Origin of the sequence: Halococcus agarilyticus, from assembly GCF_000334895.1 — an archaeon.
Classification (GTDB): Archaea; Halobacteriota; Halobacteria; order Halobacteriales; family Halococcaceae; genus Halococcus; species Halococcus agarilyticus.
Genome location: NZ_BAFM01000002.1, coordinates 242,784 through 265,288, shown reverse-complemented (window position 1 = coordinate 265,288; position 22,505 = coordinate 242,784). Strand labels below are relative to the sequence as shown.

Below are 22,505 nucleotides of genomic sequence, written 5' to 3'. Positions count from 1 at the left end.
ACGAGGGTGGTTCGATGACGAACGCAGTCGAGCTCCGGGAGGTCACCAAGCGCTTCCCGGGGGTGATCGCCAACGACGACGTCTCGCTCGCGGTCGAACCCGGGACCGTACACGCGCTGCTCGGTGAGAACGGTGCGGGGAAGTCGACGCTGATGAACGTGCTCTACGGGCTGTACGAGCCCGATTCGGGCACCATCGAGCTCGACGGGGAGTCCAGAACGTTCGACTCGCCCCGGGACGCGATCGACGCCGGGATCGGGATGATCCACCAGCACTTCATGCTCGTGCCGCCGATGTCGGTGGCCGAGAACGTCGTGCTCGGTCACGAGCCCACGAAGTGGGGCGGGCTCGCGACCGACCGGAACCAGGCGAGCGACGCGGTCCGGGAGCTCTCGGAGCGCTACGGGTTCGCGGCCGACCCCGACGCGACGGTCGAGGAGATCAGCGTCGGCGAACAGCAGCGCGTCGAGATCCTGAAGGCGCTGTATCGGGGGGCCGACGTGTTGATCCTCGACGAACCCACGGGCGTGCTCACGCCCCAGGAGGTCGAGGAGCTGTTCTCCGTGTTCGAGGAGCTGACCGCCGAGGGCAAGACGCTGATCTTCATCACCCACAAGCTCGGCGAGGCGATGGAGGCCGCCGACGAGATCACGGTGCTTCGCGACGGCGTGAACGTCGGCACCGTCGACGCCGACGCGACCTCCCGCGAGGAGCTCGCCGAGATGATGGTCGGCCGGGAGGTGGTGCTCGACGTCGACGCCAAGCCAGCCGATCCCGGCGAGAGCGTGCTCTCGGTCGAGAATCTCTCGGTGCGGGGCGCACAGGGCGCAGAGCACGTCGCCGACACCGGATTCACGGTGCGCGAGGGCGAGATCTTCGGCATCGCGGGCGTCGACGGCAACGGCCAGGCGGAGCTCGTCGAGGCGATCACCGGCCTTCGAACGCCCGATACCGGCACCGTCGACCTCGGCGACGAGGAGATCACGCGGGTCTCGCGGCGTGGCCACATCGAGCGCGGGATGGCGTACGTTCCGGAGGACCGCCAGGAGCGGGGGCTCGTGATGGAGTTCGATCTCACGGAGAACGGGGTGCTCGGGAGCCAGCACACGCCGCCGACCGGCGGCGGCCGGATCGACTGGAACGGTGCGCGCGACGACGCGACGGCCATCATCGAGGACTACGACGTCAGACCGCCGGAACCGGCGGCGCGGGCCCGATCGCTCTCGGGCGGCAACCAGCAGAAGTTCCTCGTCGGCCGGGAGTTCGAGCGCGATCCCGACGTCGTGGTGGCGACCCACCCCACGCGAGGGGTGGACGTCGGCTCGACCGAGTTCATCCACGACCGGCTGCTCGAACTCCGCGATACGGGCGTCGCCGTCCTGCTCGTGTCGGCGAACCTCACCGAGGTCCGTGGACTGTCGGATCGGCTCGCGGTGATGCACGACGGCGGGTTCGTCGACGTGGTCGATCCCGACGACGTGACCGAGGAGGAGCTCGGGCTCCTGATGGCGGGCGAGCGGCCCGAGGAGCGCGAGCGTGCCGACGTGACCGCCGACGGAAGCGGTGGCGGTGCTCGGGACGAGCCTCCCGGCGACGGGACCGACGCGGAGCAGCGCTCGACCGGGGGCGAGCGATGAGTCGGCGCGACACGGTCGAAGCCGCGCTCGCGCGTCTGGTCGCCGCCTCGTGGGTCGAGCGACTCCTCTTGAGCCTCGCGGCGATCGCGACGTCGATCGTCGTCGGCGGCGTCATCGTGGTGGTGTCGGGCATGGCGGCGACATGCGAGGAGCCGGCGTTCGCCTTCTTCGGGCCGACGTCGTGTTACGACCCGATCGGGGTGTACGTCCAGCTGTTCCAGGGCGCGATCGGGGACGTGCTCGGCGACCCGTTCAACTTCCGGCTCGCGCTCACGCTGAAGGAGACCGCGCTGCTCGTCTTCACTGGACTGTCGGTCGCGGTCGCCTTTCGAGCCGGCCTGTTCAACATCGGCTCGCAGGGCCAGCTCGTGGCCGGGGCGCTCGCGACCGCGCTCGCCGTGCTGTTCGCTGCCCCGTTCGTCCCCGCAGCGCTCGGCGCGATCGTCCTCGTGCCGCTCGGCCTGATCGCGGGCGCGGTCTTCGGCGGGCTCTACGGCGCGATCCCGGGGGCGCTCAAGGCCTACGGCGACGCGAACGAGGTCATCACGACGATCATGCTCAACTTCGTCGCGGCCCAGGTCGCCTTCTTCCTCGTCTCGTCGTACTTCCCCGCGCCGGAGAGCCAGTCGGTCGAGACACGGACGGTTCCGGGGGCGGCGGTGCTCGAATCCACGCTGTTCGGGTCGGGCAGCAACTTCTCGGTGTTCGTGTTCGTCCTCGGGCTCGCGCTGGTCGCGGGGCTCTACTACCTGATCGAGCGGACCGCGTTCGGGTACGATCTCCGGACGAGCGGACTCCAGCCCGAGGCCGCCGAGTACGGTGGCGTCGACGCCGAACGAACAGTCGTCACGAGCATGGCGCTGTCGGGGGCGCTCGCGGGCGTCGGCGGCGCGGTCTGGGTGCTGATGGTCACGGGGCGCTTCACGGCCTCGGTCCCCGCGCTCGGGTTCGACGGCATCACGGTCTCGATCCTCGCGGGCAACAACCCGCTGGGGGTGGTGCCCGCCGCGTTGCTGTTCGGCGTGCTCAAGAGCGGGTCGCTCGCGGTCCAGCTCGAAACCGGCGTGCCGAAGCAGCTCGTGGGCGTGCTCCGTGGGCTGATCATCCTGTTCGTGGCGATGCCGGAGTTCTTCCGCTTCATCGGCCAGCGGTTCGTGACGCCCGACCGTGATCCCGTCGCGACCGATGGGGGTGAGCGCGTCGAAGGCGCGCGAGCCTCGTCGGACCTCCGGTCCGGCGGTGGCGAACCGCGGGAGGGTGAACCATGAGTGCTGCAGGGTTCCGGAGCGCGGTCGCGGAGTACCGGCTCCGCCGGCTGCTCGCCTACGGCGCGGGCGCGATTCTCGCGATCGTGGTCGTCTACGGCGCGATCTTCGAGGACAGTGCCGCCGGCGACCTCCTTCGCGTCGCGCTGAGCACGAGCACACTCGGGGCCGCACTCCGGCTCTCGGTGCCGATCGTGTGTGCCGCTCTCGGGGGCATCTTCGCCGAGAAATCCGGCGTCATCAACATCGGCCTCGAAGGATTGCTGATCATCTCGGCGTTCACGGGCGTGTACGTCGCCGATGCTGTCGGTTCGGTACTGTTCGTACCGGGCCTCTGGGTCGGCTTCTTCGCCGGCGTGCTCGCGAGCACGCTGCTCTCGCTGCTGTTCGCGGTCGTTTGCCTGGAGTACCGAGCCGACCAGATCATCGCCGGGCTCGCGGTGTGGCTGATCGCGCTCGGCCTCGCGCCGTTCGTGGCGCGCGTCGCCTACGGCAGCGTCAACACCGACAGCGTCGGCACGCTCGGCTCGTGGACGGTGCCGGTGCTCTCGGAACTCCCGTTCGTGGGACCCGTCCTCTTCGACGCGAGCCCGGTCGTCTACATCATGCTGTTCGCGGTAGCCGCCTCGTGGTACGTCCTCAATCGCACCTCCTTTGGCCGGCACGTCCGCGCGAGCGGCGAGAACCCGCGGGCGCTCGACACCGCCGGCGTGAACGTCACCCGAACCAGGTACGTGGCCGTCACGCTCTCGGGCGTGCTCTCGGGGATCGGGGGAGCCGGGCTCTCGCTCGGCCAGGTCGGGCTGTTCATCGGCAACGGTCAGACGATGGTCAACGGTCGTGGGTTCATCGCGATCGTCGCCTACCTCTTCGGCAACTACAACCCGATCGGGGCGTTCGGTGCGGGCGTCCTCTTTGCGGGTCTCGACGCGCTCCAGCTCCGCCTCCAGCAGATCCCGGCGTACGCGGTGCCGAGCTCGCTCGTCCAGACGATCCCGTACATCACCGTGATCGTCGTGCTCGCGCTGGTCGGTCGGACCCGAATCCCCTCGGCGGCTGGCGAGCATTACGAATCCGGCGAGGACTAAGCCCCACTTTTTTACTCGTCGGGTGCGCTCGCTTCGCTCGCCCACCACTCCTCGCAAAAACCTGGACTAAAAACACCCGCTCACTCGCCTTCGGCTCGTTCGCGGCGAACCACGCTCGCTACGCTCGCGTGGACAATACCGCACCGCCGCACCGCCGCCGTCGCACCGAAACCGCCCGCTCGCGGCCGGCCGTCGCAGCGTCGCGCTCGGTGGTTATTTCACGAACGCGAGCGAACGGCGAGCATGGACGACGAAGACCTCGTCGCGGCCGCCCGCGAGGCCACGGCGAACGCCCATGTCCCGTACTCTGAGTATCGCGTCGGCGCGGCGCTCGAAACCGCCGATGGGACTGTTTTCACGGGCTGCAACATCGAGAACGCGAACTACTCGAACAGCCTCCACGCCGAGGAGGTGGCGATCGCTGAGGCCGTCAAAAACGGCCACGACGCGTTCGCGCAGGTCGCGGTGACGTCGAGCGAGCGCGACGGCGTGCTCCCCTGCGGGATGTGCCGCCAGACGTTCACCGAGTTCTGTGGCGACGACTTTCGCGTGCTCTGTGACGAGGAGAGTGAACTCGCCGAGTACCGCCTCGGCGACCTCCTGCCGGACGCGATCACCGCCGAGACCCTGGGACGATGACCGGCGACAGCGAGGACCCGAACGACGAGGTCCAGTACCACCTCGGCGTCGGCGAGGGCGACGTCGCCGACACCGTGCTCCTGCCTGGCGACCCCGAACGCATCCCGAAGATCACCGGCGTGTGGGACGACGCAGAGGTGATGGCCGAACACCGCGAGTACCGCACAGCGACCGGCGAGCACGAAGGAACGCCGATCAGCACCACCTCGACGGGGATCGGGAGTCCCTCGGCGGCGATCGCGGTCGAAGAGCTCGCCCGCGTCGGTGTGGACACCTTCCTCCGGGTGGGCTCCTGTGGCGCGATCCAGCCCCAGATGGAAGTCGGCGATCTCGTCATCACCTCTGGAGCCGTGCGCCAGGAGGGCACCAGCGAGGAGTACGTCCGTGAGGATTACCCCGCGGCGGCGGACGACCGCGTGGTGGCGGCGCTGGTCGCGGCTGCCGAGCGTCTCGACTACGACTACCACGTCGGCGTGACCGCGAGCACCGACAGCTTCTACGCCGGCCAGGGCCGGCCGGGCTTCGAGGGGTTCGAGGCCGCCGGCAGCGACGAACTCGTCGAGAACCTTCGGGAGGCGAACGTCCTCAACATCGAGATGGAGGCGAGCACGATCTGCACCCTCGCGAACCTCTACGGCCTCCGGGCGGGTGCGGTCTGTACGGTGTACGCGAACCGCGTCACCGGCGAGTTCCGGACCGAGGGCGAGACCCGTGCGGCCGAAACCGCGAGTCTCGCATGCGCGCTGCTCGCCAAGATGGACGAGCGGGCACGCGAGGCCGGGGCCGACCGGTGGTATCCCGGCCTCGGTATCGAGGCAGAGTAGCGGCGAAACCAGCCCGCCGTGGTGGTTGTGGAGGGATCACCGACGACAGCGTTTCCCGATTGAGAACCCTTTTCGATCCCGAGACCCTTCCTCCGGTGTGGCGTCCCCGTTCGATGTCCTCCGCGTCGATCCCGAAGCGAGCGAGGAGGCGATCGAGCAGGCCTACCGCGAGCGGGTGATCGAGGCCCACCCGGACCACGGCGGCTCTCCCGACGAGTTCCAGCGGGTTCGGACGGCGTACAAGCAGCTTCAGGCGGGCTACGAGCCCGAAGTCGATACCGAGCCCGAACTCGAAGACGAGAGCTACGAGCAGGCTGGCTCGCGGGTCGAGTACCTCAACTACGCCGTGCTCGACGATCACGGCTGGAATCTCGACGACGACGATCTGTTCGGCAAGGCCGCAGCGGGCGATCTCGACCACGAGGACTACGGCGAGTTCCTCGTCGAGCCCCACGAGTCGCTGCTCGAAGCCGCCGAGAATCGCGGGTTCATGTGGCCGTTCGCCTGCCGCGGCGGCGCGTGTGCGAACTGTGCGGTCATCGTCCGAGAGGGCGAGCTCTCGATGCCAGTCAACAACATCCTCCCGCCGGAGATGATCGAGCAGGACATCCGGCTGTCCTGTAACGGCATCCCGATCACCGACGAGATGCAGGTGCTCTACAACGTCAAGCATCTCCCCGAACTCGAAGAGCTCCGCCTGCCGCCCCGGCCGTTCGAGCAGGCGTATCCCGGCGACTGACTCCGAACCCGACCGAGCATCCGTCCACGGTGTCCGGGCGTTTCTCGATCTCACCCAACAGTTAAGCCGAACGGCACCGACCGACACGACCGTTCGCCATGATAAAGCTCGTCGTCAATCTGGTCCGCAAGGAGGACATGAGCATGGAGGAGTTCGCTACCCACTGGAACGAGGAACACGCCCCACGAGCGAGCGAGATTCCGAACCTCCGGAAGTACACCACCTCGGTCGCGCTCAACCCCGACCGGAGCGAGTACGACGGGATCGCGGAACTGTACTTCGACGACCCCGAGGACGTCGAGGCGGCGTTCGAGTCGGAGGCGGGCCAGTGGGCGGTCGACGATCTCGAAACCTTCACCGAGACCGAGCAGAACAGCCAGCTGGTGCTCGACGAAACGGTACAGGTGGACGAGACGTAGCAAAGCGGCTGCGGCAGTCGCCAGCAGCTCTACCGCGAACGAGCCGCAGGCGAGTGAGCGGGGGTTTTTGGCGTAGCTTTTTGCGAGTAGCGAGGGACGCGGAGCGTCCCTCGTACCGTGCGAGCGGGCGTTCACGAGAGCGAAGCTCTCGTGCAGCCCGTCAGAACGGCTTCGCCGTTCTGAGGACGCTTCGCGCCCGTGAGCAGACGAAGCGAACGCGAGGATACTTGACGTGGTTCGAAAGAACGGAGTTCTTTCGAGATGCCGAGACGGCGACAGCGAGGCGCTACGCGCCTCGGGCCGTTCGCGCGGCTAAGCCGCGCGAAGAAGCCGTCTCGTAGCAAAGTAAAAAGGTACTACATGTCGGGCCAGGCGCGCGCCGCCCGGGACGACCCCGCGATGTCCCGGATCCACCGCGCGGCGACCGCCTTCTTCAGGAACTTCGCGGCCGGCCCGCCGAAGGTGTTGATCGGGACGTTCACGACGTCGTGGGCGACCGCCTTCTCGCCGACCGACACCAGCGTGCCCTTGTCCTCGTGGGTCCACGTCGTGAGCGGCTGGCCGTGGAGCGCGCGGGCGACGTTCTCGCCGGCGACCTCGGCGGCCTGCCACGCGGCCTGGGCGGTCGGCGGACACGGGCCGCCTGGCTGGTCGACGATCGCCGAGTCGCCCAGCGCGAACACCCGATCGTCGCTCGTCTCGAACGTCGCCTCCGCGTTGACGCGGTTGTGCTCGTTGTCGAGGTCGGTCCCGTCCATCGCGTCCCGACCCGTGATGCCGCCGGCCCAGACGAACACGTCGTGTTCGAGCGTCGCGTCCGACTCGAAGTGGATCACGCCCTCGTCGGCCTCGGTGATCGGATCGTCGGTCGAGATCTCGATGTCGCGCTCCTCGATCCGCTTTCTGAGCGCACCCTGGAGCTCCGGATCGTTGCCCGGGAAGATCTCTTCGAGGGCCTCGACGAGCGTGATCTCGATCGGCGCGTGGTGCATGTCGCGGAACTCCGCGACCTCGCCGGCGGTCTGGATGCCCGAGAGGCCTGCGCCGCCGACGACGACCTGTGCCGGATCGTCGGGGGTGGCGTCGCGGGCGGCTTCCTTGATCTGGTCGTGGATCTCGAGCGCGTCGTCGAGGCTCTTGAGCGTGAACGAGTGCTCCTCGAGCCCGTCGATCCCGTAGTACGCCGTCTGCGAACCCAGCGTCACCAGCGCGTAGTCGTACTCGATCGTCGAACCGTCCGCGAGCGCGATCTCCCGGTCCGCACAGTCGAGCCCGGCGACTTCGCCCTCGATGAAGCGGGTGTGTGGGGACTTGATTTCCTCGATCGGGATGGTGACGTTCCGGCGCACGCTCGGGTCCCGGATACACCGGTGGGCCTCGTGGAGCACGAGGTGGTGGTCGTGATCCGAGATCCAGACGAGGTCGGCCTCGTCGTCGAGCGCGTCTTCGAGGCTCTTGATCGCGCCAGCGCCGGCGTAACCGGCACCGAGAACGGCGATTGTTTCGGTCATGTCCGCCCTGCGCGGTCAGCCGTTACAAAGGCTTTGATACTGTCGGTCAGCGCCGTATAGACGCTGGCTACCACACGATCGATGAACAGCGATACGAACGGTGAAACCGACGGGTGAGAGCCCGCCGACCGACAGCAAAGACCGGGGTGGGGAGCGAACGGTCGACGGCCCGACGCCGCGAGAACTCGCCCGCCGGATCCGGCTCCTGGCGGAGGGTTTTAACCGTCGTGGCGTCCATCGGTGGGCATGGTCTCGCGGCTCGTGTTGGGGTGTGGCTCGGTCGGGCGCATCCTCGTCGACGCGCTCGCCGACCGGCGCGGCGGCGTCACGGTGCTCTGCACCGACGAGCACCGCGTCGAGACGCTGCGGAGCGATCGCGTCGCGGCACGACGGGCCGATCCGACCGACCCCGAGGTCCTCACCGACCTCGACAAGCCGGTCGACGTGGTCGTCGTCGCGAGCGACGATCCCGCGACCAACGAAGCCGCCGCGACGGCCGCGAGCGAGGCGTACCCGGACGCGTTCGTGCTGGCGTACACCGGCGAGGACCCGACCGACGACCGCCGGTTCGCGATCGAGTCGATCGCCGATCGCACGATCACGTCGGCGACGACCGCAGCGACCGAACTCTTAGAACGCATCGGCGAGGAGAGCATGCGCCCGCGCCGGCTGTGGCGGGTGCTCCGCACGATCGACGGCCCGCTCGCGATCGTGACCCACGACAACCCCGACCCCGACGCGATCGCGAGTGCGCTCGCGCTCCGTCGGATCGCCGCAGCGGCCGGCTGTGACGCCGACATCTGCTACTTCGGCGCGATCACTCACCAGCAGAACCGCGCGATGGTCAACCTCCTCGACCTCGAGATGCGCGAGCTCGCGCCCGACGACATCGACGAGTACGGCGGGATCGCGCTGGTCGATCACTCGCGGCCGGGCGTCAACGATCAGCTCCCCGAGGACACCCCCGTCGACGTGCTGATCGACCACCACCCGCCGCGCGCACCGGTCGAGGCGCGGTTCGTCGACCTCCGGAGCGACGTCGGTGCGACCAGCACGCTCCTGGTGGACTATCTCGGTCGGTTGGGAATCGAGATCGACAGTACGGTGGCGACTGCGTTGCTCTACGGCATCCGGGTCGACACCAAGGACTTCCGGCGCGAGGTCTCGACCGTGGACTTCGACGCCGCCGCCTTCCTCCTGCCGTACGCCGACGAGAGTACCTTGGAGCAGGTCGAGACGCCGACCATGAGCGCCGAAACGCTCGGGACGATCGCGCGCGCGATCTCGAACCGCGAGGTCACCGGCTCGGTGCTGGTGAGCTACATCGACGACCTCCACGAGCGCGACGCGCTCGCCCAGGCCGCAGACCAGCTCCTCGACATCGAGGACGTCCGGACGACGCTCGTCTACGGCATCATCGACGGCACGATCTACTGCTCGGGCCGAACCCGAGGTGGGGGGCTCGACATCGGCGAGACGCTCCGGGACGCGTTCGATCGGATCGGGAGTGCCGGCGGTCACGCCGACATGGCGGGCGCACAGCTCCCGCTCGGGCTGCTCGGCGACGCCGACGAGACCGAGCTCTCGGGGATCGTCCACGACGTCATCAACGACCGGTTCTTCGCAGCGATCGAGCCGCGCTCGGACGAAGAACCGGCGGCCGTCGCCGCGACGACCGGCCCCCTTCCACCGAGTGAGGTCGAGGCGACGAGCGACCCCCAGAACACGAGCGAAACGGACGGACGGGGTGGAGGGGAGAACGACTCGGCCGGATCGTCCGAAACCGACGGCGAACCCACTGAGGGGACCGACGACGGCTCGACCACCTGAGCGAGGGGTTTTTGTCCGACGACGGCGAGCACACACCCGATGGCCACCGACACCGGCACGCCGCGGGTCAGCGACTACATGACCCGCGACGTCGTGACCGTCTCGCCCGACGACACGGTCGCGTCGGTCGCGCGCCGCGTCGCGGAAAGCGACGAGGAACACAGCGGGTTCCCGGTGTGTGACGGCCGCCGATGTGAGGGGTTCGTCACCGCCCGGGATCTCCTGCTCGCCGCCGACAACGCTGCCGTCTTCACGGTGATGTCCGAGGACCTCGTGGTCGCCCACCCCGAGATGGATCTCGACGATGCCGCGCGAGTCATCCTCCGGTCGGGCATCCAGAAGCTCCCGGTCGTGGACGACGCCGGCAATCTCGTGGGGATCATCTCGAACGCCGACGTGATCCGGAGCCAGATCGAGCGCGCCACCCCCGAGAAGGTCGGGAAGCTCTCGCGAACGCTCGAAAACATCCACGGGATCGGTACTCGCGAGGAGCGCCGGCGGGTCGCACTCCGCGACCTCACGCCGACCCAGTCGAAGGTGTACGCCGACGAGCTCGAAGGCCGACGGTACGAACTCGAACACGGGCTCGCCGAGCCGCTGGTGGTGATCGACAATGGAGGCGATCTCCTGCTCGCCGACGGCCACCATCGCGTGAAGGCCGCCCACCGTCAGGGGATCGAGGAGTCGGACGCCTACGTGATCGTGCTCGGGGAGGGGGTCGAGCTCGGGATGGCCGAAACGGCACGCAAGGAGGGGCTCGAATCGATCGACGACATCTGTGTGGTGGACTACGCCCACCATCCGCTGGTCCAGACGATCACCAGATTGAACGAAGCCGAGTGAGCCGCGCCGTCGTCCTGCGTCACTATGCGTCCACGGACGATCGCTCGACGTCGACGACGGTCAGCGATCCGTCGAGTGTCAGCCGGAGCGCGTCGTCCGCGACGGCGACATCGACAGCAACGCGAACGGGATCGGTCGAAACGACGGCTCCGCCCGAGCCGGTGACGAAGTCGAGTTCGAGATAGCCACGGTCCCGAACGTCGATGCCGTGGTCCCCGTACAGCGAGACGACCGCCGGGTGATCCACGACGCAGACGCTGACGGGGAACCAGAACGTCATCTCGCAGCGCTCGCAGGAAAACTGCACGAGCACCTGTTCCACCTCGGCGTCGTCGCCCCGGCCTTCGAGCACAGACGAGGGGTCGGCCGGGACCGTGATCGACATCGATCCCCAGCAGTGCGGACAGGTCCCGTCGCGAGCGTGTTCGAGAGTGTGCTTCGCATCGCGGTTCGCGACCGCGACGAGTTCGTCCATCGACCGGCCGGCGGCCGCGCCAGGCGGGACCGAGTTCTCGAACACCGCGCCGTGGTCGGGACACTCGATCCGGAGATAACCGCGCTCGTAGACCCCCTCCAGCGAGGAACCACACGCCGGACACGCTCGATCGACCGCAGCCCGGCGGGTGTCGGCGCGCTCGGTGTACGTCCCCGCGACGATCGCCCCGGCGAGTTCGAGGCCCGCGTTGCGGAGCACGTACTCGTCGTCGTCCTTGTAGACGAAGTGACCCCTGAGCTCCCCGAGATGGTAGTTGAACTTCCCGGCGTCCGCGATCCCGACGGCCTTGCGTAGCTCGGCGAACCCCAGTCCCGACGGCTGCCACTGGGTGCGGCGGTGTTTCGCCAGCTCCTCGACGATGGCGAGCCTGGTCTCGTGGCCGAGGATCTCGAACGTCTCCGACGGGGCCGGCTCCGTTTCGCTCGGCATACCGACGACCGGTGCGGCCACCGACGAAAATCCCCCGTTCGACACGTGTCGATCGTCGAACAGAAATGTTCCTCTGGAAACGCTTACTAACGGCGGCCGTGGGGATGGAGTCGAATGAGCACGAACGCGCCGCTCGCACGAGAGCACGCGAGCGATCGGGCGGACGAGGCGGCGAGCGGAACGGGCCGGTCCGCGGTCTCGGTCGACGGGCTCGAAAAGACCTACGGAACCGGCGACGACGCCGTTCATGCCGTCGAGGACGTCTCGTTCGACATCGAACCGGGCACCGTCGTCGGACTGCTGGGGCCGAACGGCGCTGGCAAAACCACGACGATCAAGGCGATGCTCGGTCTCGTCGTCCCCACCGCCGGAGCGGTGACGATCGACGGTGTCGATGTCCACGCCGAGCCGCGAGCGGCCTACCAGCGGGTCGGCGCGATGTTGGAGGGGGCGCGGAACGTCTACTGGAAGCTCACGGTACGGGAAAATTTGGAGTTCTTCGCCGCACTCAGCGGCCGGCGGCCCGCCGCGGTGGCCGACCGCCACGACCGGCTGCTCGACCAGCTCGCGCTCGCGGAGAAGGCCGACGAGCCCGTGAACGACCTCTCGCGCGGGATGAAACAGAAGGTCTCGCTCGCTTGCACCCTCGCACGCGACGCTTCGGTGGCCTTTCTCGACGAACCCACCCTCGGGCTCGATGTCGAGAGCTCGCTCGAACTCCGGCGGGAGCTCCGCCGGCTCGCCGAGCAGGAATCGATGACGGTCGTGCTGTCGAGTCACGACATGGACGTGGTGCAGGCGGTCTGCGACCGGGTCATCATCATGAACGACGGCCGCGTGGTGACCGACGACACCGTCGACGGCCTCATCGATCTGTTCCGGAGCCAGGCGTACCGCATCACCGTCGAGGATCTCCCGCCCGCGGCGCGCGACCGGCTCGAAGCCGCGTTCGACGTGGACGGGTTCGAATCGGTCGGCGACCAGGAACGCTTCACGGTGTCGCTGTCCGACGGGCGGGCGCTCTACGACGTGATGGACGCGCTTCGAGCGAGCGACGCGGTGCCGGCGTCGGTGAACTCGATCGAACCCGATCTCGAAGACGTGTTCCTCGAACTCACCGGGGGTGAGGACGGGTGAGCACGGACACCGCGAGCCCGGGGGCGAGCACGACCACCGACGCCGGCCTGGCGACCCTCGTCAGGGCGATCGCGAAAAAGCGCGTACTCCTCCTGATGCGCTACCCGGTCAACACGCTCTCGCAGTTCGGGGTGATGTACCTCGTCTTCCTCATCGTCTTCTTCGGCGGGCGCGCGATCGCGGGCGCAGCGCTCGCCGAGTCGATCGAGGGGATCATCGTGGGCTACATGCTCTGGTCGGTCTCGATCACGGCCTATTCCGGGCTCGCGTGGAACGTGACCCGCGAATCCCAGTGGGGGACCCTCGAACAGCTGTTCATGTCGCCCTTCGGCTTCGGGCGGGTGATGGCGATCAAGACCGCGGTGAACGTACTGGAGGCGTTTCTCTGGGGAGTGCTCATCCTCGCGTTGATGCTCGTCACGACCGGTCAATCCCTCGTCATCGAGCCGGTGACGGTACTGACCCTTGGCGTGCTTGCGGTCGCGCCCGCGGTCGGCGTCGGGTTCGCCATGGGGGCGCTCGCCCTGCTCTACAAGCGGGTCGAGAACGCCTTCAACATCGTCCAGTTCGTACTGATCGGGCTGATCGCCGCGCCGGTTTCTCAGTATCCGCTGCTCAAGTGGCTCCCGCTCGCCCAGGGCAGCCACCTCCTCGGGCGCGCGATGACCGACGGCGTCCGGCTCTGGGAGCTTCCCATCACCGAGCTCGCGATCCTCGTCGCCACCGCGGTCGGCTATCTCGGCGTCGGCTATCTCGTCTTCCACCGGGCGCAGCGCCGCGCGCGCCGGAAGGGCGTCATGGGTCACTACTGAGCGCTCGACTACCGGACCCACTCGTCCTAGAACGTTCGACCGACCCCGATGCCCGAATCTTCTTTACCGGCCCGACAACAACGTCCCCTATGTACGACGATGAGGATCTCGCCGCGATTCGGGAGGAGAAAGAACGGTGGAGCGAGGAGACGCTCGATCCCGTTCTCGACCACCACGGCGAGCGCCAGGATCGCTTCGCCACCGTCTCGAACCTCGAAGTCGACCGGCTCTACACCCCCCAGGACGTCGCGGACGTCGACTACGAGGAGGACCTCGGCTTCCCCGGCGAGGAGCCCTACACCCGAGGCGTCTATCCCACGATGTACCGCGGTCGGACGTGGACGATGCGCCAGTTCGCGGGGTTCGGTACCGCCGAGGAAACCAACGAGCGCTTCCGCTTCCTCGTCGACGAGGGCCAGACCGGCCTCTCGACCGCGTTCGACATGCCGACGCTCATGGGGATCGATTCGGACGACCCGATGGCCGACGGCGAAGTGGGGAGAGAGGGCGTCGCTGTCGACACGCTTCGGGACATGGAGATCCTCTTCGACGGGATCGATCTCGAAGAGGTCTCGACCTCGTTCACCATCAACCCGAGCGCGCCCGTGATATTCGCGATGTACGTCGCGCTCGCCGACAAGCGTGGCGTGCCCCGCGAGAAACTTCGTGGGACGATGCAGAACGACATGCTGAAGGAGTTCATCGCCCAGAAGGAGTGGGTCACACCCCCCGAGCCCTCGCTCGAACTCGTGACCGATACCGTGGAGTTCGCGGTCGAAGAGACCCCGAAGATCAAACCGATCTCGATCTCGGGCTACCACATTCGAGAAGCGGGCTCGACCGCGATCCAGGAGCTCGCCTTCACCCTCGCCGACGGGTTCGCGTACGTCGAGGACGCGATGGAGCGCGGGCTCGACATCGACGAGTTCGCGCCCCAGCTCTCCTTTTTCTTCAACTCCCACAACGCCATCTTCGAGGAGGTCGCGAAGTTCCGGGCCGCCCGCCGGATCTACGCGAACGTGATGGATGAGTGGTACGACGCCGACGATCCGAAATCGAAACAGCTCAAGTTCCACACCCAGACTGCGGGCCAGTCCCTCACTGCGCAGCAGCCGCTCAACAACATCGCTCGGGTCACGGTTCAGGCGCTCGCGGGCGTTCTGGGCGGAACTCAGAGCCTCCACACCAACAGCTACGACGAGGCGCTCGCGCTCCCCTCCGAGGACGCCGTCCGGGTCGCGCTCCGGACCCAGCAGATCATCGCCGAGGAGTCGGGCGCAGCCGACATCGTCGACCCTCTTGGGGGAAGTTTCGCGGTCGAGTCGCTGACCGACGAGACCGAGGAGAAGGCGATGGCGTACATCGAGGAGATCCGCGAGATGGGCGACGGCTCCGTTCGGGACGGCGTCCTCGAAGGGATCGAACAGGGCTACTTCCACCGCGAGATCCAGGACGCCTCGTTCGAGTACCAGGAGCGCGTCGAGGAGGGCGAGGAAACAGTTGTGGGGGTCAACGAGTACACGATGGACGAGGACACCCGTCCCGAGATACTCGAAGTCGACGAAGAAGTCCAGGAACGACAGCAGTCCCGCCTCGCCGAGGTGAAAGCCGAACGCGACGACGGAAGGGTCGAGGACACGCTTTCGGACCTCGAAGACGCCATCGAGACGGGCGAGAACACGATGCCGGCGATCGTCGAAGCGGTCAAGGTCGGGGCGTCGATGGGCGAGATCATGCGGGTGTTCGAGGCCCGCCACGGCTCGTACAGCGAGACAGTCGGCGTGGCCTGATTCGAGGAAAGCCGACGACCGTTTGGTGTCCTCGGATCGTGGGTTCCGTTCCGACCCCGTTCTTCTTGCGCGTGGTTCGATACCGCGGCACAATGCGGGTATCGTTAATGATATGTGGCGTACCACCGAACCACACGACCGGAGGACAATCATGCCAGACGAGGATATCACGATCGAGTCACGGCTCGCCGAACAGGACTACTTCGAGCCACCCGAGGAGTTCGTCGAGCAGGCGAACGCTGCGGACCCGGCGATCTACGATCGGTTCGACGAGTTCCCCGCAGGCTTCGAGGAGTACGCCGCAATGCTCGACTGGGAGAGCGAGTGGGACACGGTGCTCGACGACTCGAACCCACCGTTCTACGAGTGGTTCGTCGGCGGCGAGTTGAATGCGAGCCACAACTGCGTCGACCGCCACCTCGCAGAGCGCGGCGACGAAACCGCCATCCTCTGGGAGGGTGAGGACGGCGAGACCCGGGACATCACCTACGACGACCTCCACGAGAAGGTCAACGAGACCGCGGCCGCACTTCGGTCCGTGGGCGTCGAGGAGGACGACGTCGTCACGATCCACCTCCCGATGGTGCCCGCGCTCCCGATCACGATGCTCGCGTGTGCCCGCATCGGTGCGCCCCACAGCGTGGTTTTCGCGGGCTTTTCGGCGAACGCCCTCGCCGAGCGCGTCGGCAGCGCCGACTCCGACCACGTCGTGACGATCGACGGCTACTACCGCCGCGGCGAGTTCCTCGATCACATCGAGAAGGCCGACCAGGCCATGGCGGCAACCGACCGCGATCCCGCGGTGCTGGCGTGGACCCGCCACGACGAGCCGGAGGTCGAAGTCAGCGACGACTACACGATGATGTCGGCACTGCTGGACGACCACCGCGGCGAGACGGTCGAACCGGTCAGCCGCGACGCCGAGGACCCGCTCTTCCTGATGTACACCTCCGGGACGACCGGCCAGCCGAAGGGCTGTCAGCACCGGACCGGCGGGTATCTCGCGTACGTGACTGGGACCTCGAAGTACGTCGAGGACATCAAACCCGAGGACACCTACTGGTGTCCCGCCGACATCGGCTGGATCACCGGCCACTCCTACATCGTCTACGGTCCCCTTTCGCTGGGAACGACGTCGGTGATGTACGAGGGCGCACCCGATCATCCCACCAAGAGCCGGATCTGGGAGATCGCCGAGGAATACGACGTCGACATCTTCCACACCTCGCCGACCGCCGTGCGCCAGTTCATGAAGTGGGGCGAGGAGCACGTCGAGGGCCACGACTTCGACTTCCGACATATGACCACCGTGGGCGAGCCGATCCAGCCCGAGGCGTGGCTCTGGTACTACAAGCACATCGGCGACGAGAGCGCGGTCATCGTCGACACGTGGTGGCAGACCGAAACTGGGGGTCATCTCATCACCAACCTGCCCGCGATTCAGGACATGAAGCCGGGCAGCGCGGGCCACCCCGCACCGGGGATCCAGCCGGCGATCTACGACGACAACGGCGAGGCGATCCCGGCCGCAAGCGGCGAGGCGGGCAACCTCGTGATCGAACGGCCGTGGCCCGGAATGTTGCAAACCGTGTACGGCAACGACGAACGGTTCATCGAGGAGTACTGGGAGCGGTTTTCGGATACGGACTCCGACGATTCGAGCGACTGGGTGTACGAGGCGGGCGACGGCGCGGTTCAGGCCGAGGACGGCTATTATCGTGTGCTCGGACGGCTCGACGACGTGATGAACGTCGCCGGCCACCGACTCGGGACGATGGAGCTCGAAAGCGCCGTCGCGGAGGTCGAGGACGTCGCCGAGGCCGCGGTCGCCGCGCGCGAGGACGCCGAGAAGGGCGAAGTCCCCGATGTCTACGTCACCGTCAGGGAGGGCGTCGAGGAGAGCGAGGCGGTCCGCGACCGGATCGTGGGCGCGGTCGAGCAGGAGATCGGGAAGTTCGCGCGCCCGAACGAGGTCATCTTCGTCGACGACCTCCCGAAGACGCGGTCGGGCAAGATCATGCGCCGGCTGCTCGAGAACATCTCCAATGGCGACGAGCTCGGCAACACCACCACGCTGCGCGATCCGAGCGTCCCCGAGGAGATCCGCGACCAGGTTCAGGCCGACTGAACCTCCACTGGGCGCTCGAACTCCAAAGACCCTTGTCGAACTCGCCCCATGTATGAGCATGGACCGACGGCGACCACCGCAGACCGACGAAGGGTGGTACGTGCTCCACGACGTTCGTACCGTGGATTGGGACGCGTGGCGGGCCGCACCGGACCGCGAACGCGAACGCGCGATCACGGAGGGCGTGGAGTACCTCGCCAGCCACGAGGCGGTCGAGGACGCCGATGCGGGCGACTCGGCAGTGTTCAGCGTGCTCGGCCACGGTGGCGATCTCCTCCTCGTCCATCTCCGACCGACGATGGCCCACCTCGACACCGCCGAGCGCCGGTTCGAGCGGACCGCGCTCGCCGACTTCACCGAGCAGACCGATTCGTACCTCTCGGTCACGGAGGTCTCGGGCTACATGTCGGAGGAGTATTTCGAGGGCGAAGAGGTCCAGGACACAGGGATGGCGAACTACATCGAATCCAGGCTGAAGCCCGAGATCCCCGACGCAGACCACGTCTCCTTCTATCCGATGGACAAGCGCCGCGAGCCCGAGTACAACTGGTACGACCTGCCGTTCGACGAGCGGGCCGATCTCATGGCCGGCCACGGCGACATCGGCCGGGAGTACGCGGGCCGGGTCACCCAGATCATCTCCGGGAGCGTGGGTCTCGACGACCACGAGTGGGGCGTCACCCTGTTCGCCGACGATCCCACCGACATCAAGGAGCTGCTCTACGAGATGCGCTTCGATCCGTCGAGTTCGCGCTACGCCGAGTTCGGCCGCTTCCGCTTCGGTCGGCGGTTCCCGCCCGGCGATCTCGGCGCACTGCTCGCCGGCGAGCCGATCCCGACGGGCGAGGATACCGGCCATCCCTCCGGCGATGCGAGCGCGCACGGTGAGAGCCAGCACGACGACCGAGACGACCACGACTCCGGGGACGACGGAGCCGACATCCGCGAGGCGCTCGCCGACGAGGACATCTACGCCGGCCAGCCCCACGGCGAGGACGTCCACGCGATGGTGCTCTACTCGGAAGCCGATCCCGAAGAGCTCGCCGACGACGTCGACGGCCTCCGTGGGAACTTCGAGCACTACGACACCCACGTCAAAACCGCAGTTTATACGAATCCGGACGGTGGCAACGCGGCGGTCGTGAGCATCTGGGACACCGCGAGCGCCGCCGAGACCGCCGGCGGCTTCCTCGCCGATCTTCCAGGCGTCGTCTCGCGCGCCGAAGTCGGCGAGCTGGAGGGCGAACAGGCGGGCTTCGGCACGATGGGAATGTTCTACACCACGAAGCCCGAACACCGCGAGGCGTTCGTCGAGAAGTTCGCCACCGTCGGCGACCTCCTCGCGGACATGGACGGCCACCACGAGACCGACCTCCTCGTCAACCGCGCGGACGAGAACGACATGTTCATCGCCAGCCAGTGGCGCTCGCGCGAGGACGCGATGGCGTTCTTCCGAAGCGACGCGTTCGCCGACACCGTCTCGTGGGGCCAGGACGTGCTCGCGGATCGGCCGCGGCACGTCTTCCTCACCTGAACCTTTTTACTGCGGAGGGATCGCGCTCGCTGCGCTCACGCGACCCCCCGCTTGCAAAAAGGTTCATCAAAAACTCCCGCTCGCTCACTTTGTTCGCTCGCGGTACAACTGCTGGCGCTTTCCGCAAACCACACAGCATCGCCGAAGCCCTGGGGCACGAGGTGCGAGCGAAGCGAGTACCTCGGAACGAGCGAGCGGGGAGCAGCGCGACCCGCGAGCCGTGGAGTGCGCCTCGCCCTTCATCCGCCAGGACCGCCACCGCATCCGCACCGCAACCGCGTCCGCACCGCCACCGTCCCGGACGCCGTTTACACTGTTCATGGCGCGAAAACGGGCGGAAGAGCCGGCAACGACGCCAAACGATCTCGGCCGTTCATCCCTGTCGACGACCACGGTTCACCCGTCATGTCCGATGTGCCGCTCGACTCGACCGACGGTCGTTCCGGCACCGACTCGCCCGATACGGCTCCATCGGTGACGCCGGACACCGCGTTCGCCGCGCTCGCCGACGCGCGGCGGCGCACCGTCGTCGCCGCACTCTGCGAGCACGCCGAGGACACCATGCTCATCGAAACGCTCGTCGATCACGTCGTCTCGCGGGAAGCGCCATCCACCTCGACCCGCCGGCACGTCCACACGTCGATCGTCAACGTGGAACTCCCGAAGCTCCACGAGTGGGGCCTCGTCGAGTACGACGGCGTCCAGGGGACAGTGCGATACGTCGACTCACCGCTCGTCGAGGGATTGCTGGCACAGGTCGCCGAGAACGACCGATAGCTCAGTCGCCGGCGTACTTCGCGCCGACCGCGTCGAGGTCGGCCCCCTCGACCGAGGAGCGAAAGCCCGTCATCCCGTCGTCGCGCTCGATATCGAAATCCCGATCGTAGAGATCGGCGACGCGCTCTCCCTCCCCGTCCGACAGCGGTGGCGTCTCGGGGGCCGCGGCCCACTCGTCGATGTCGGCGGCGGTACGAAAGGTCGGCGTCACCGAGGCGACCGCGTCGTGGGCGAGCAGCCACTGGATCGTGGCCTGGCCCATCGTGCGCTCTCCATCACGTTCGAGGAAGCGAAGCTTGTCGACCTTCTCCCAGCCGGTGTCGTACCACTCGTCCGGCCGGAACCCCCGATGGTCGCCCTCGCCGAGCTCGGTTTCGGGGGTCACCTGCTCGTTCAGCAGCCCCGAGGAGTGTGGCACCCGTGGGATCAGGCTCGTGTCGGCGTCGAGCTCCTCGATCGTCTCGATGAAGTGCTGGCCGGGGACCTGCTCGAACAGGTTGAACACGACCTGGATCGCGTCGAACTCGTTTTCGATCGCGGCGTCGCCCTCCGCGAGCCACCCGATCGAGGGGCCGAGCGCCCAGCCGATCGCCTCGACCTTGCCCGATTCTCGCAGCTCGTCGAGCGCCTCCAGGAGATCCTCGTCCACCTCGTCGACGTTCGCGTTGTGGAGCTGGAGGAGATCGACGTGGTCGGTGTCGAGCCGCTCCAGACTCCGCTCGACCGCGGTGTGGAGGTACTCCGCGTCCATCACCTTCGGCAGCTCGCCGTGGCCTGCCTGCGGGTTGTTGTAGAAATCGTAGCCCACCTTGGTGCCGATGGTGACCTCGTCGCGGACCTCGGCGAGCGCCTCGCCGACGAGCTCCTCCGAGCGACCGTGGCCGTACACGTCGCCGGTGTCGAAGAGGGTGATGCCCCGATCGAACGCGTGGCGCACCATCTCGATTCCTTCCTCTTCGCTCCGATCGCCCCACCAGTCGGTGCCGACGGTCCACGCGCCGAACCCCACCTCGCTCACCTCGACGCCGGAGTCGCCGAGTTCGCGGTAGTGCATACGTCGCCCTTGGTTGCGGGTACACTTAGCGGGAGTGGTTCATCAGGGTCGCGGCCGGTCGCCCGATCGGAACGAACCGTGGTTCAGACAGCGTCGAATCGGCGTGAATCGGTCGTAGTGCCGGCGTAGCGGTCGTCGGTGTGCGTCTCGATGCGCACGGCCATCCGGCTCTCGGGATCGTACTCGACGAGTCCCGCTGCAGCCAGCGCCGGGATGTCGACGTGGTGGAGTCGAACGGCTGTCCGCTCGCGCGTTTCCTCGTCGACGGCTTCGAGGGGAACGTTTTCCCGTGCCGCGACAACGTGGGCCGCGAGCGTGCGGAGCTCGACGGGGTAGGCGAACGTCCCGAGCGTCTGGAGTGCGAACCGCCGCCGAGACGACGTGATCGGCTCCGCTCCGGGCCCGACCGACACCGACTCCGTACCGTTCCCCCTCGTTGCGTGACTGACGGCTGGGGACGAGCGGCCTGTCATCGTAACACTCCATCCGAAACGAGGAACACTGATAAAGAAATCCCATGAACACTCCGTGTGAATAAATAGTCCACCGTATCGGTGGCGAAACGGCGAGACTCCTCCCGCGGAATCGAGCGATTCCGGAACTCGCCTGCTGTCCGTCGAGCACAGCCCGCTCGTCACGTTCGTTCGGTGGACGGGGTAACAACTACCGGTCGAACCGACGAAGGCGAAGCTTTTGTCCGCGGACCGAGTGGCCACGCCATGAGCCGAGCGGTGGCGATCAACGTCGGTGCCAACACCAACGCGCCGGGCGTCCGCGGACCGATCCGACCCGATGGTACGTTCGAGTTCGTTCCGATCCCCGAGACCGAACCCCTCAACGAACCGGTGCCGACCTATGCGGATCTCGACCTCGCCACCGACGTTCCGGCGGACGCCCTCGACAGTCCAGTCCACCTCGATCCCGAGTTCCCCGAGTACCCTTACGGCGAACGCTACACCTACGGCGACCCGTTCGGCGTGAAGGCCCGCCCGCTCGCCGATCTCACGGCAGGCGACTACGCCCTCTTCTACGCGACGCTCACTACCGTCGGACTCGCTCCGCTCGACCGACGAAGCTCGTCTCGCTGTGCTCGGCTCACGACCGCCGGCGAGCCCGCAGCGTGGCAGGCCCCCGAGTGGGGCGCGTACCTCGTCGGCCAGTTCGAACTCGCGCGCGACCCCGTGACTGGCGCGGAGTACCCGGACCTCCCGCCTGCCGAGCGCGAGCGTTTCGCCACCAACGCCCACGTCAAGCGCGAGACGTTCGACGCCGAGGTGTTGCTCGCGGGCGACCCCGACGGCTCGGCGCTGTACGACACGGCGATCCCGCTGAGCCAGCCCACCGCCGGCACCGACGCGAACCGGATCGTGACCGACCTGTCGAGCGATTCCGGGAAGGGGCCGTGGTGGCGTCGGCCGCTCCGCTTCGACGAGCGTGCGACAGCGGAACTCCTCACGATCAAGCGAAACGGCTCGATCGAGGCGTGTTTCGCGGAGTGATCGGCCGACGATCGTCAGTGGGGCTGATCATCGGTGTGGAGTCGGACGATTTAT

The 22,505-nt window shown here is 67.4% G+C and carries 20 protein-coding genes; 16 read left to right on the top strand and 4 right to left on the bottom strand.

The features are described 5' to 3' along the window. The first annotated feature begins 14 nt into the window (after positions 1 to 14). The 7 genes from TX76_RS02860 (at position 15) to TX76_RS02830 (ending at position 6,611) form a co-directional block, all read left to right on the top strand. A complete protein-coding gene (locus tag TX76_RS02860) occupies positions 15 to 1,637 on the top strand; it encodes an ABC transporter ATP-binding protein (RefSeq protein WP_049898876.1) in 1,623 nt (540 codons plus the stop codon). Then, a complete protein-coding gene (locus TX76_RS02855) occupies positions 1,634 to 2,905 on the top strand; it encodes an ABC transporter permease (RefSeq protein ID WP_049898874.1) in 1,272 nt (423 codons plus the stop codon). The genes TX76_RS02860 and TX76_RS02855 overlap by 4 nt, the downstream gene beginning before the upstream one ends. Beyond that, positions 2,902 to 3,990, top strand: coding sequence for an ABC transporter permease (locus tag TX76_RS02850; protein ID WP_049898872.1), 1,089 nt, complete (start codon positions 2,902 to 2,904; stop codon positions 3,988 to 3,990). Before TX76_RS02855 ends, TX76_RS02850 begins: the two co-directional genes overlap by 4 nt. Before the next feature lie 135 nt (positions 3,991 to 4,125). Then, on the top strand, positions 4,126 to 4,629 hold the full coding sequence (cdd, locus tag TX76_RS02845) for a cytidine deaminase (protein WP_267462355.1): 504 nt from the start codon (positions 4,126 to 4,128) through the stop codon (positions 4,627 to 4,629). After that, positions 4,626 to 5,453: a nucleoside phosphorylase gene (locus tag TX76_RS02840; RefSeq protein ID WP_049898867.1), complete on the top strand. Its 828-nt coding sequence runs from the start codon at positions 4,626 to 4,628 to the stop codon at positions 5,451 to 5,453. The genes cdd and TX76_RS02840 overlap by 4 nt, the downstream gene beginning before the upstream one ends. A gap of 97 nt (positions 5,454 to 5,550) precedes the next feature. Further along, entirely contained in the window at positions 5,551 to 6,192 is a 642-nt protein-coding gene (fer, locus tag TX76_RS02835; RefSeq protein WP_049898864.1) for a ferredoxin Fer, read from the top strand. Between the two features lie 98 nt (positions 6,193 to 6,290). Then, entirely contained in the window at positions 6,291 to 6,611 is a 321-nt protein-coding gene (locus TX76_RS02830; RefSeq protein ID WP_049898862.1) for an EthD family reductase, read from the top strand. A 356-nt stretch (positions 6,612 to 6,967) separates the two neighbouring features. Here TX76_RS02830 and TX76_RS02825 read toward each other — a convergent pair whose 3' ends face one another. Beyond that, on the bottom strand, positions 6,968 to 8,122 hold the full coding sequence (locus tag TX76_RS02825) for an NAD(P)/FAD-dependent oxidoreductase (protein ID WP_049898860.1): 1,155 nt from the start codon (positions 8,120 to 8,122) through the stop codon (positions 6,968 to 6,970). 246 nt (positions 8,123 to 8,368) lie between these two features. Here TX76_RS02825 and TX76_RS02820 point away from each other — a divergent pair, with 246 nt between their 5' ends. After that, positions 8,369 to 9,952: a DHH family phosphoesterase gene (locus TX76_RS02820; RefSeq protein ID WP_049898858.1), complete on the top strand. Its 1,584-nt coding sequence runs from the start codon at positions 8,369 to 8,371 to the stop codon at positions 9,950 to 9,952. A gap of 39 nt (positions 9,953 to 9,991) precedes the next feature. Further along, positions 9,992 to 10,795, top strand: a complete 804-nt coding sequence (locus TX76_RS02815; RefSeq protein ID WP_049898855.1) for a CBS pair associated ParBc domain-containing protein — start codon at positions 9,992 to 9,994, stop codon at positions 10,793 to 10,795. A 22-nt stretch (positions 10,796 to 10,817) separates the two neighbouring features. On the opposite strand, the gene TX76_RS02810 is transcribed toward TX76_RS02815, so the two are convergent. Continuing rightward, the gene (locus TX76_RS02810) at positions 10,818 to 11,720 is read right to left on the bottom strand and encodes a winged helix-turn-helix domain-containing protein (protein ID WP_049898853.1); all 903 of its coding nucleotides are present in this window, start codon (positions 11,718 to 11,720) and stop codon (positions 10,818 to 10,820) included. 114 nt (positions 11,721 to 11,834) lie between these two features. On the opposite strand from TX76_RS02810, the gene TX76_RS02805 reads away from it, so the two are divergent. The 6 genes from TX76_RS02805 (at position 11,835) to TX76_RS02780 (ending at position 19,898) form a co-directional block, all read left to right on the top strand. Further along, positions 11,835 to 12,857 carry an ABC transporter ATP-binding protein gene (locus TX76_RS02805; protein WP_049898851.1) on the top strand — a complete coding sequence of 341 codons (1,023 nt, stop codon included), beginning with the start codon at positions 11,835 to 11,837 and terminating at the stop codon, positions 12,855 to 12,857. Then, positions 12,854 to 13,669, top strand: coding sequence for an ABC transporter permease (locus TX76_RS02800; RefSeq protein ID WP_049898849.1), 816 nt, complete (start codon positions 12,854 to 12,856; stop codon positions 13,667 to 13,669). The genes TX76_RS02805 and TX76_RS02800 overlap by 4 nt, the downstream gene beginning before the upstream one ends. Positions 13,670 to 13,758: 89 nt before the next feature. Further along, entirely contained in the window at positions 13,759 to 15,459 is a 1,701-nt protein-coding gene (locus TX76_RS02795; protein ID WP_049898847.1) for an acyl-CoA mutase large subunit family protein, read from the top strand. Positions 15,460 to 15,610: 151 nt separating this feature from the next. Continuing rightward, the gene (acs, locus tag TX76_RS02790) at positions 15,611 to 17,587 is read left to right on the top strand and encodes an acetate--CoA ligase (RefSeq protein ID WP_049898845.1); all 1,977 of its coding nucleotides are present in this window, start codon (positions 15,611 to 15,613) and stop codon (positions 17,585 to 17,587) included. A gap of 58 nt (positions 17,588 to 17,645) precedes the next feature. Continuing rightward, complete coding sequence (locus TX76_RS02785) at positions 17,646 to 19,121, top strand: heme-binding protein (RefSeq protein ID WP_049898843.1); 1,476 nt, start codon at positions 17,646 to 17,648, stop codon at positions 19,119 to 19,121. 405 nt (positions 19,122 to 19,526) lie between these two features. After that, positions 19,527 to 19,898: a DUF7344 domain-containing protein gene (locus TX76_RS02780; RefSeq protein WP_049898840.1), complete on the top strand. Its 372-nt coding sequence runs from the start codon at positions 19,527 to 19,529 to the stop codon at positions 19,896 to 19,898. A gap of 1 nt (position 19,899) precedes the next feature. On the opposite strand, the gene TX76_RS02775 is transcribed toward TX76_RS02780, so the two are convergent. Together TX76_RS02775 and TX76_RS02770 are read right to left on the bottom strand one after the other, a co-directional pair. Further along, the gene (locus TX76_RS02775) at positions 19,900 to 20,952 is read right to left on the bottom strand and encodes an aldo/keto reductase (protein WP_049898838.1); all 1,053 of its coding nucleotides are present in this window, start codon (positions 20,950 to 20,952) and stop codon (positions 19,900 to 19,902) included. A gap of 83 nt (positions 20,953 to 21,035) precedes the next feature. Continuing rightward, positions 21,036 to 21,425 (bottom strand): DUF7344 domain-containing protein, encoded by a 390-nt coding sequence (locus tag TX76_RS02770; protein WP_049898836.1) that lies wholly within the window; start codon positions 21,423 to 21,425, stop codon positions 21,036 to 21,038. A 246-nt stretch (positions 21,426 to 21,671) separates the two neighbouring features. On the opposite strand from TX76_RS02770, the gene TX76_RS02765 reads away from it, so the two are divergent. Next, the gene (locus tag TX76_RS02765) at positions 21,672 to 22,451 is read left to right on the top strand and encodes an Nmad3 family putative nucleotide modification protein (RefSeq protein WP_049898833.1); all 780 of its coding nucleotides are present in this window, start codon (positions 21,672 to 21,674) and stop codon (positions 22,449 to 22,451) included. Positions 22,452 to 22,505 lie beyond the last annotated feature (54 nt).

What these genes read in the sequence shown, in the direction of transcription:
- TX76_RS02805 (WP_049898851.1), top strand. Translation starts at nt 11,835, where the DNA reads ATGAGCACGAACGCGCCGCTCGCACGAGAGCACGCGAGCGATCGGGCG.
- acs (WP_049898845.1), top strand. Translation starts at nt 15,611, where the DNA reads ATGCCAGACGAGGATATCACGATCGAGTCACGGCTCGCCGAACAGGAC.
- TX76_RS02860 (WP_049898876.1), top strand. Translation starts at nt 15, where the DNA reads ATGACGAACGCAGTCGAGCTCCGGGAGGTCACCAAGCGCTTCCCGGGG.
- TX76_RS02855 (WP_049898874.1), top strand. Translation starts at nt 1,634, where the DNA reads ATGAGTCGGCGCGACACGGTCGAAGCCGCGCTCGCGCGTCTGGTCGCC.
- TX76_RS02825 (WP_049898860.1), bottom strand. Translation starts at nt 8,122, where the DNA reads ATGACCGAAACAATCGCCGTTCTCGGTGCCGGTTACGCCGGCGCTGGC.
- TX76_RS02770 (WP_049898836.1), bottom strand. Translation starts at nt 21,425, where the DNA reads ATGACAGGCCGCTCGTCCCCAGCCGTCAGTCACGCAACGAGGGGGAAC.
- TX76_RS02775 (WP_049898838.1), bottom strand. Translation starts at nt 20,952, where the DNA reads ATGCACTACCGCGAACTCGGCGACTCCGGCGTCGAGGTGAGCGAGGTG.
- TX76_RS02810 (WP_049898853.1), bottom strand. Translation starts at nt 11,720, where the DNA reads ATGCCGAGCGAAACGGAGCCGGCCCCGTCGGAGACGTTCGAGATCCTC.
- TX76_RS02785 (WP_049898843.1), top strand. Translation starts at nt 17,646, where the DNA reads ATGGACCGACGGCGACCACCGCAGACCGACGAAGGGTGGTACGTGCTC.
- TX76_RS02850 (WP_049898872.1), top strand. Translation starts at nt 2,902, where the DNA reads ATGAGTGCTGCAGGGTTCCGGAGCGCGGTCGCGGAGTACCGGCTCCGC.
- TX76_RS02830 (WP_049898862.1), top strand. Translation starts at nt 6,291, where the DNA reads ATGATAAAGCTCGTCGTCAATCTGGTCCGCAAGGAGGACATGAGCATG.
- TX76_RS02815 (WP_049898855.1), top strand. Translation starts at nt 9,992, where the DNA reads ATGGCCACCGACACCGGCACGCCGCGGGTCAGCGACTACATGACCCGC.
- TX76_RS02820 (WP_049898858.1), top strand. Translation starts at nt 8,369, where the DNA reads ATGGTCTCGCGGCTCGTGTTGGGGTGTGGCTCGGTCGGGCGCATCCTC.
- TX76_RS02780 (WP_049898840.1), top strand. Translation starts at nt 19,527, where the DNA reads ATGTCCGATGTGCCGCTCGACTCGACCGACGGTCGTTCCGGCACCGAC.
- TX76_RS02840 (WP_049898867.1), top strand. Translation starts at nt 4,626, where the DNA reads ATGACCGGCGACAGCGAGGACCCGAACGACGAGGTCCAGTACCACCTC.
- TX76_RS02765 (WP_049898833.1), top strand. Translation starts at nt 21,672, where the DNA reads ATGAGCCGAGCGGTGGCGATCAACGTCGGTGCCAACACCAACGCGCCG.
- TX76_RS02795 (WP_049898847.1), top strand. Translation starts at nt 13,759, where the DNA reads ATGTACGACGATGAGGATCTCGCCGCGATTCGGGAGGAGAAAGAACGG.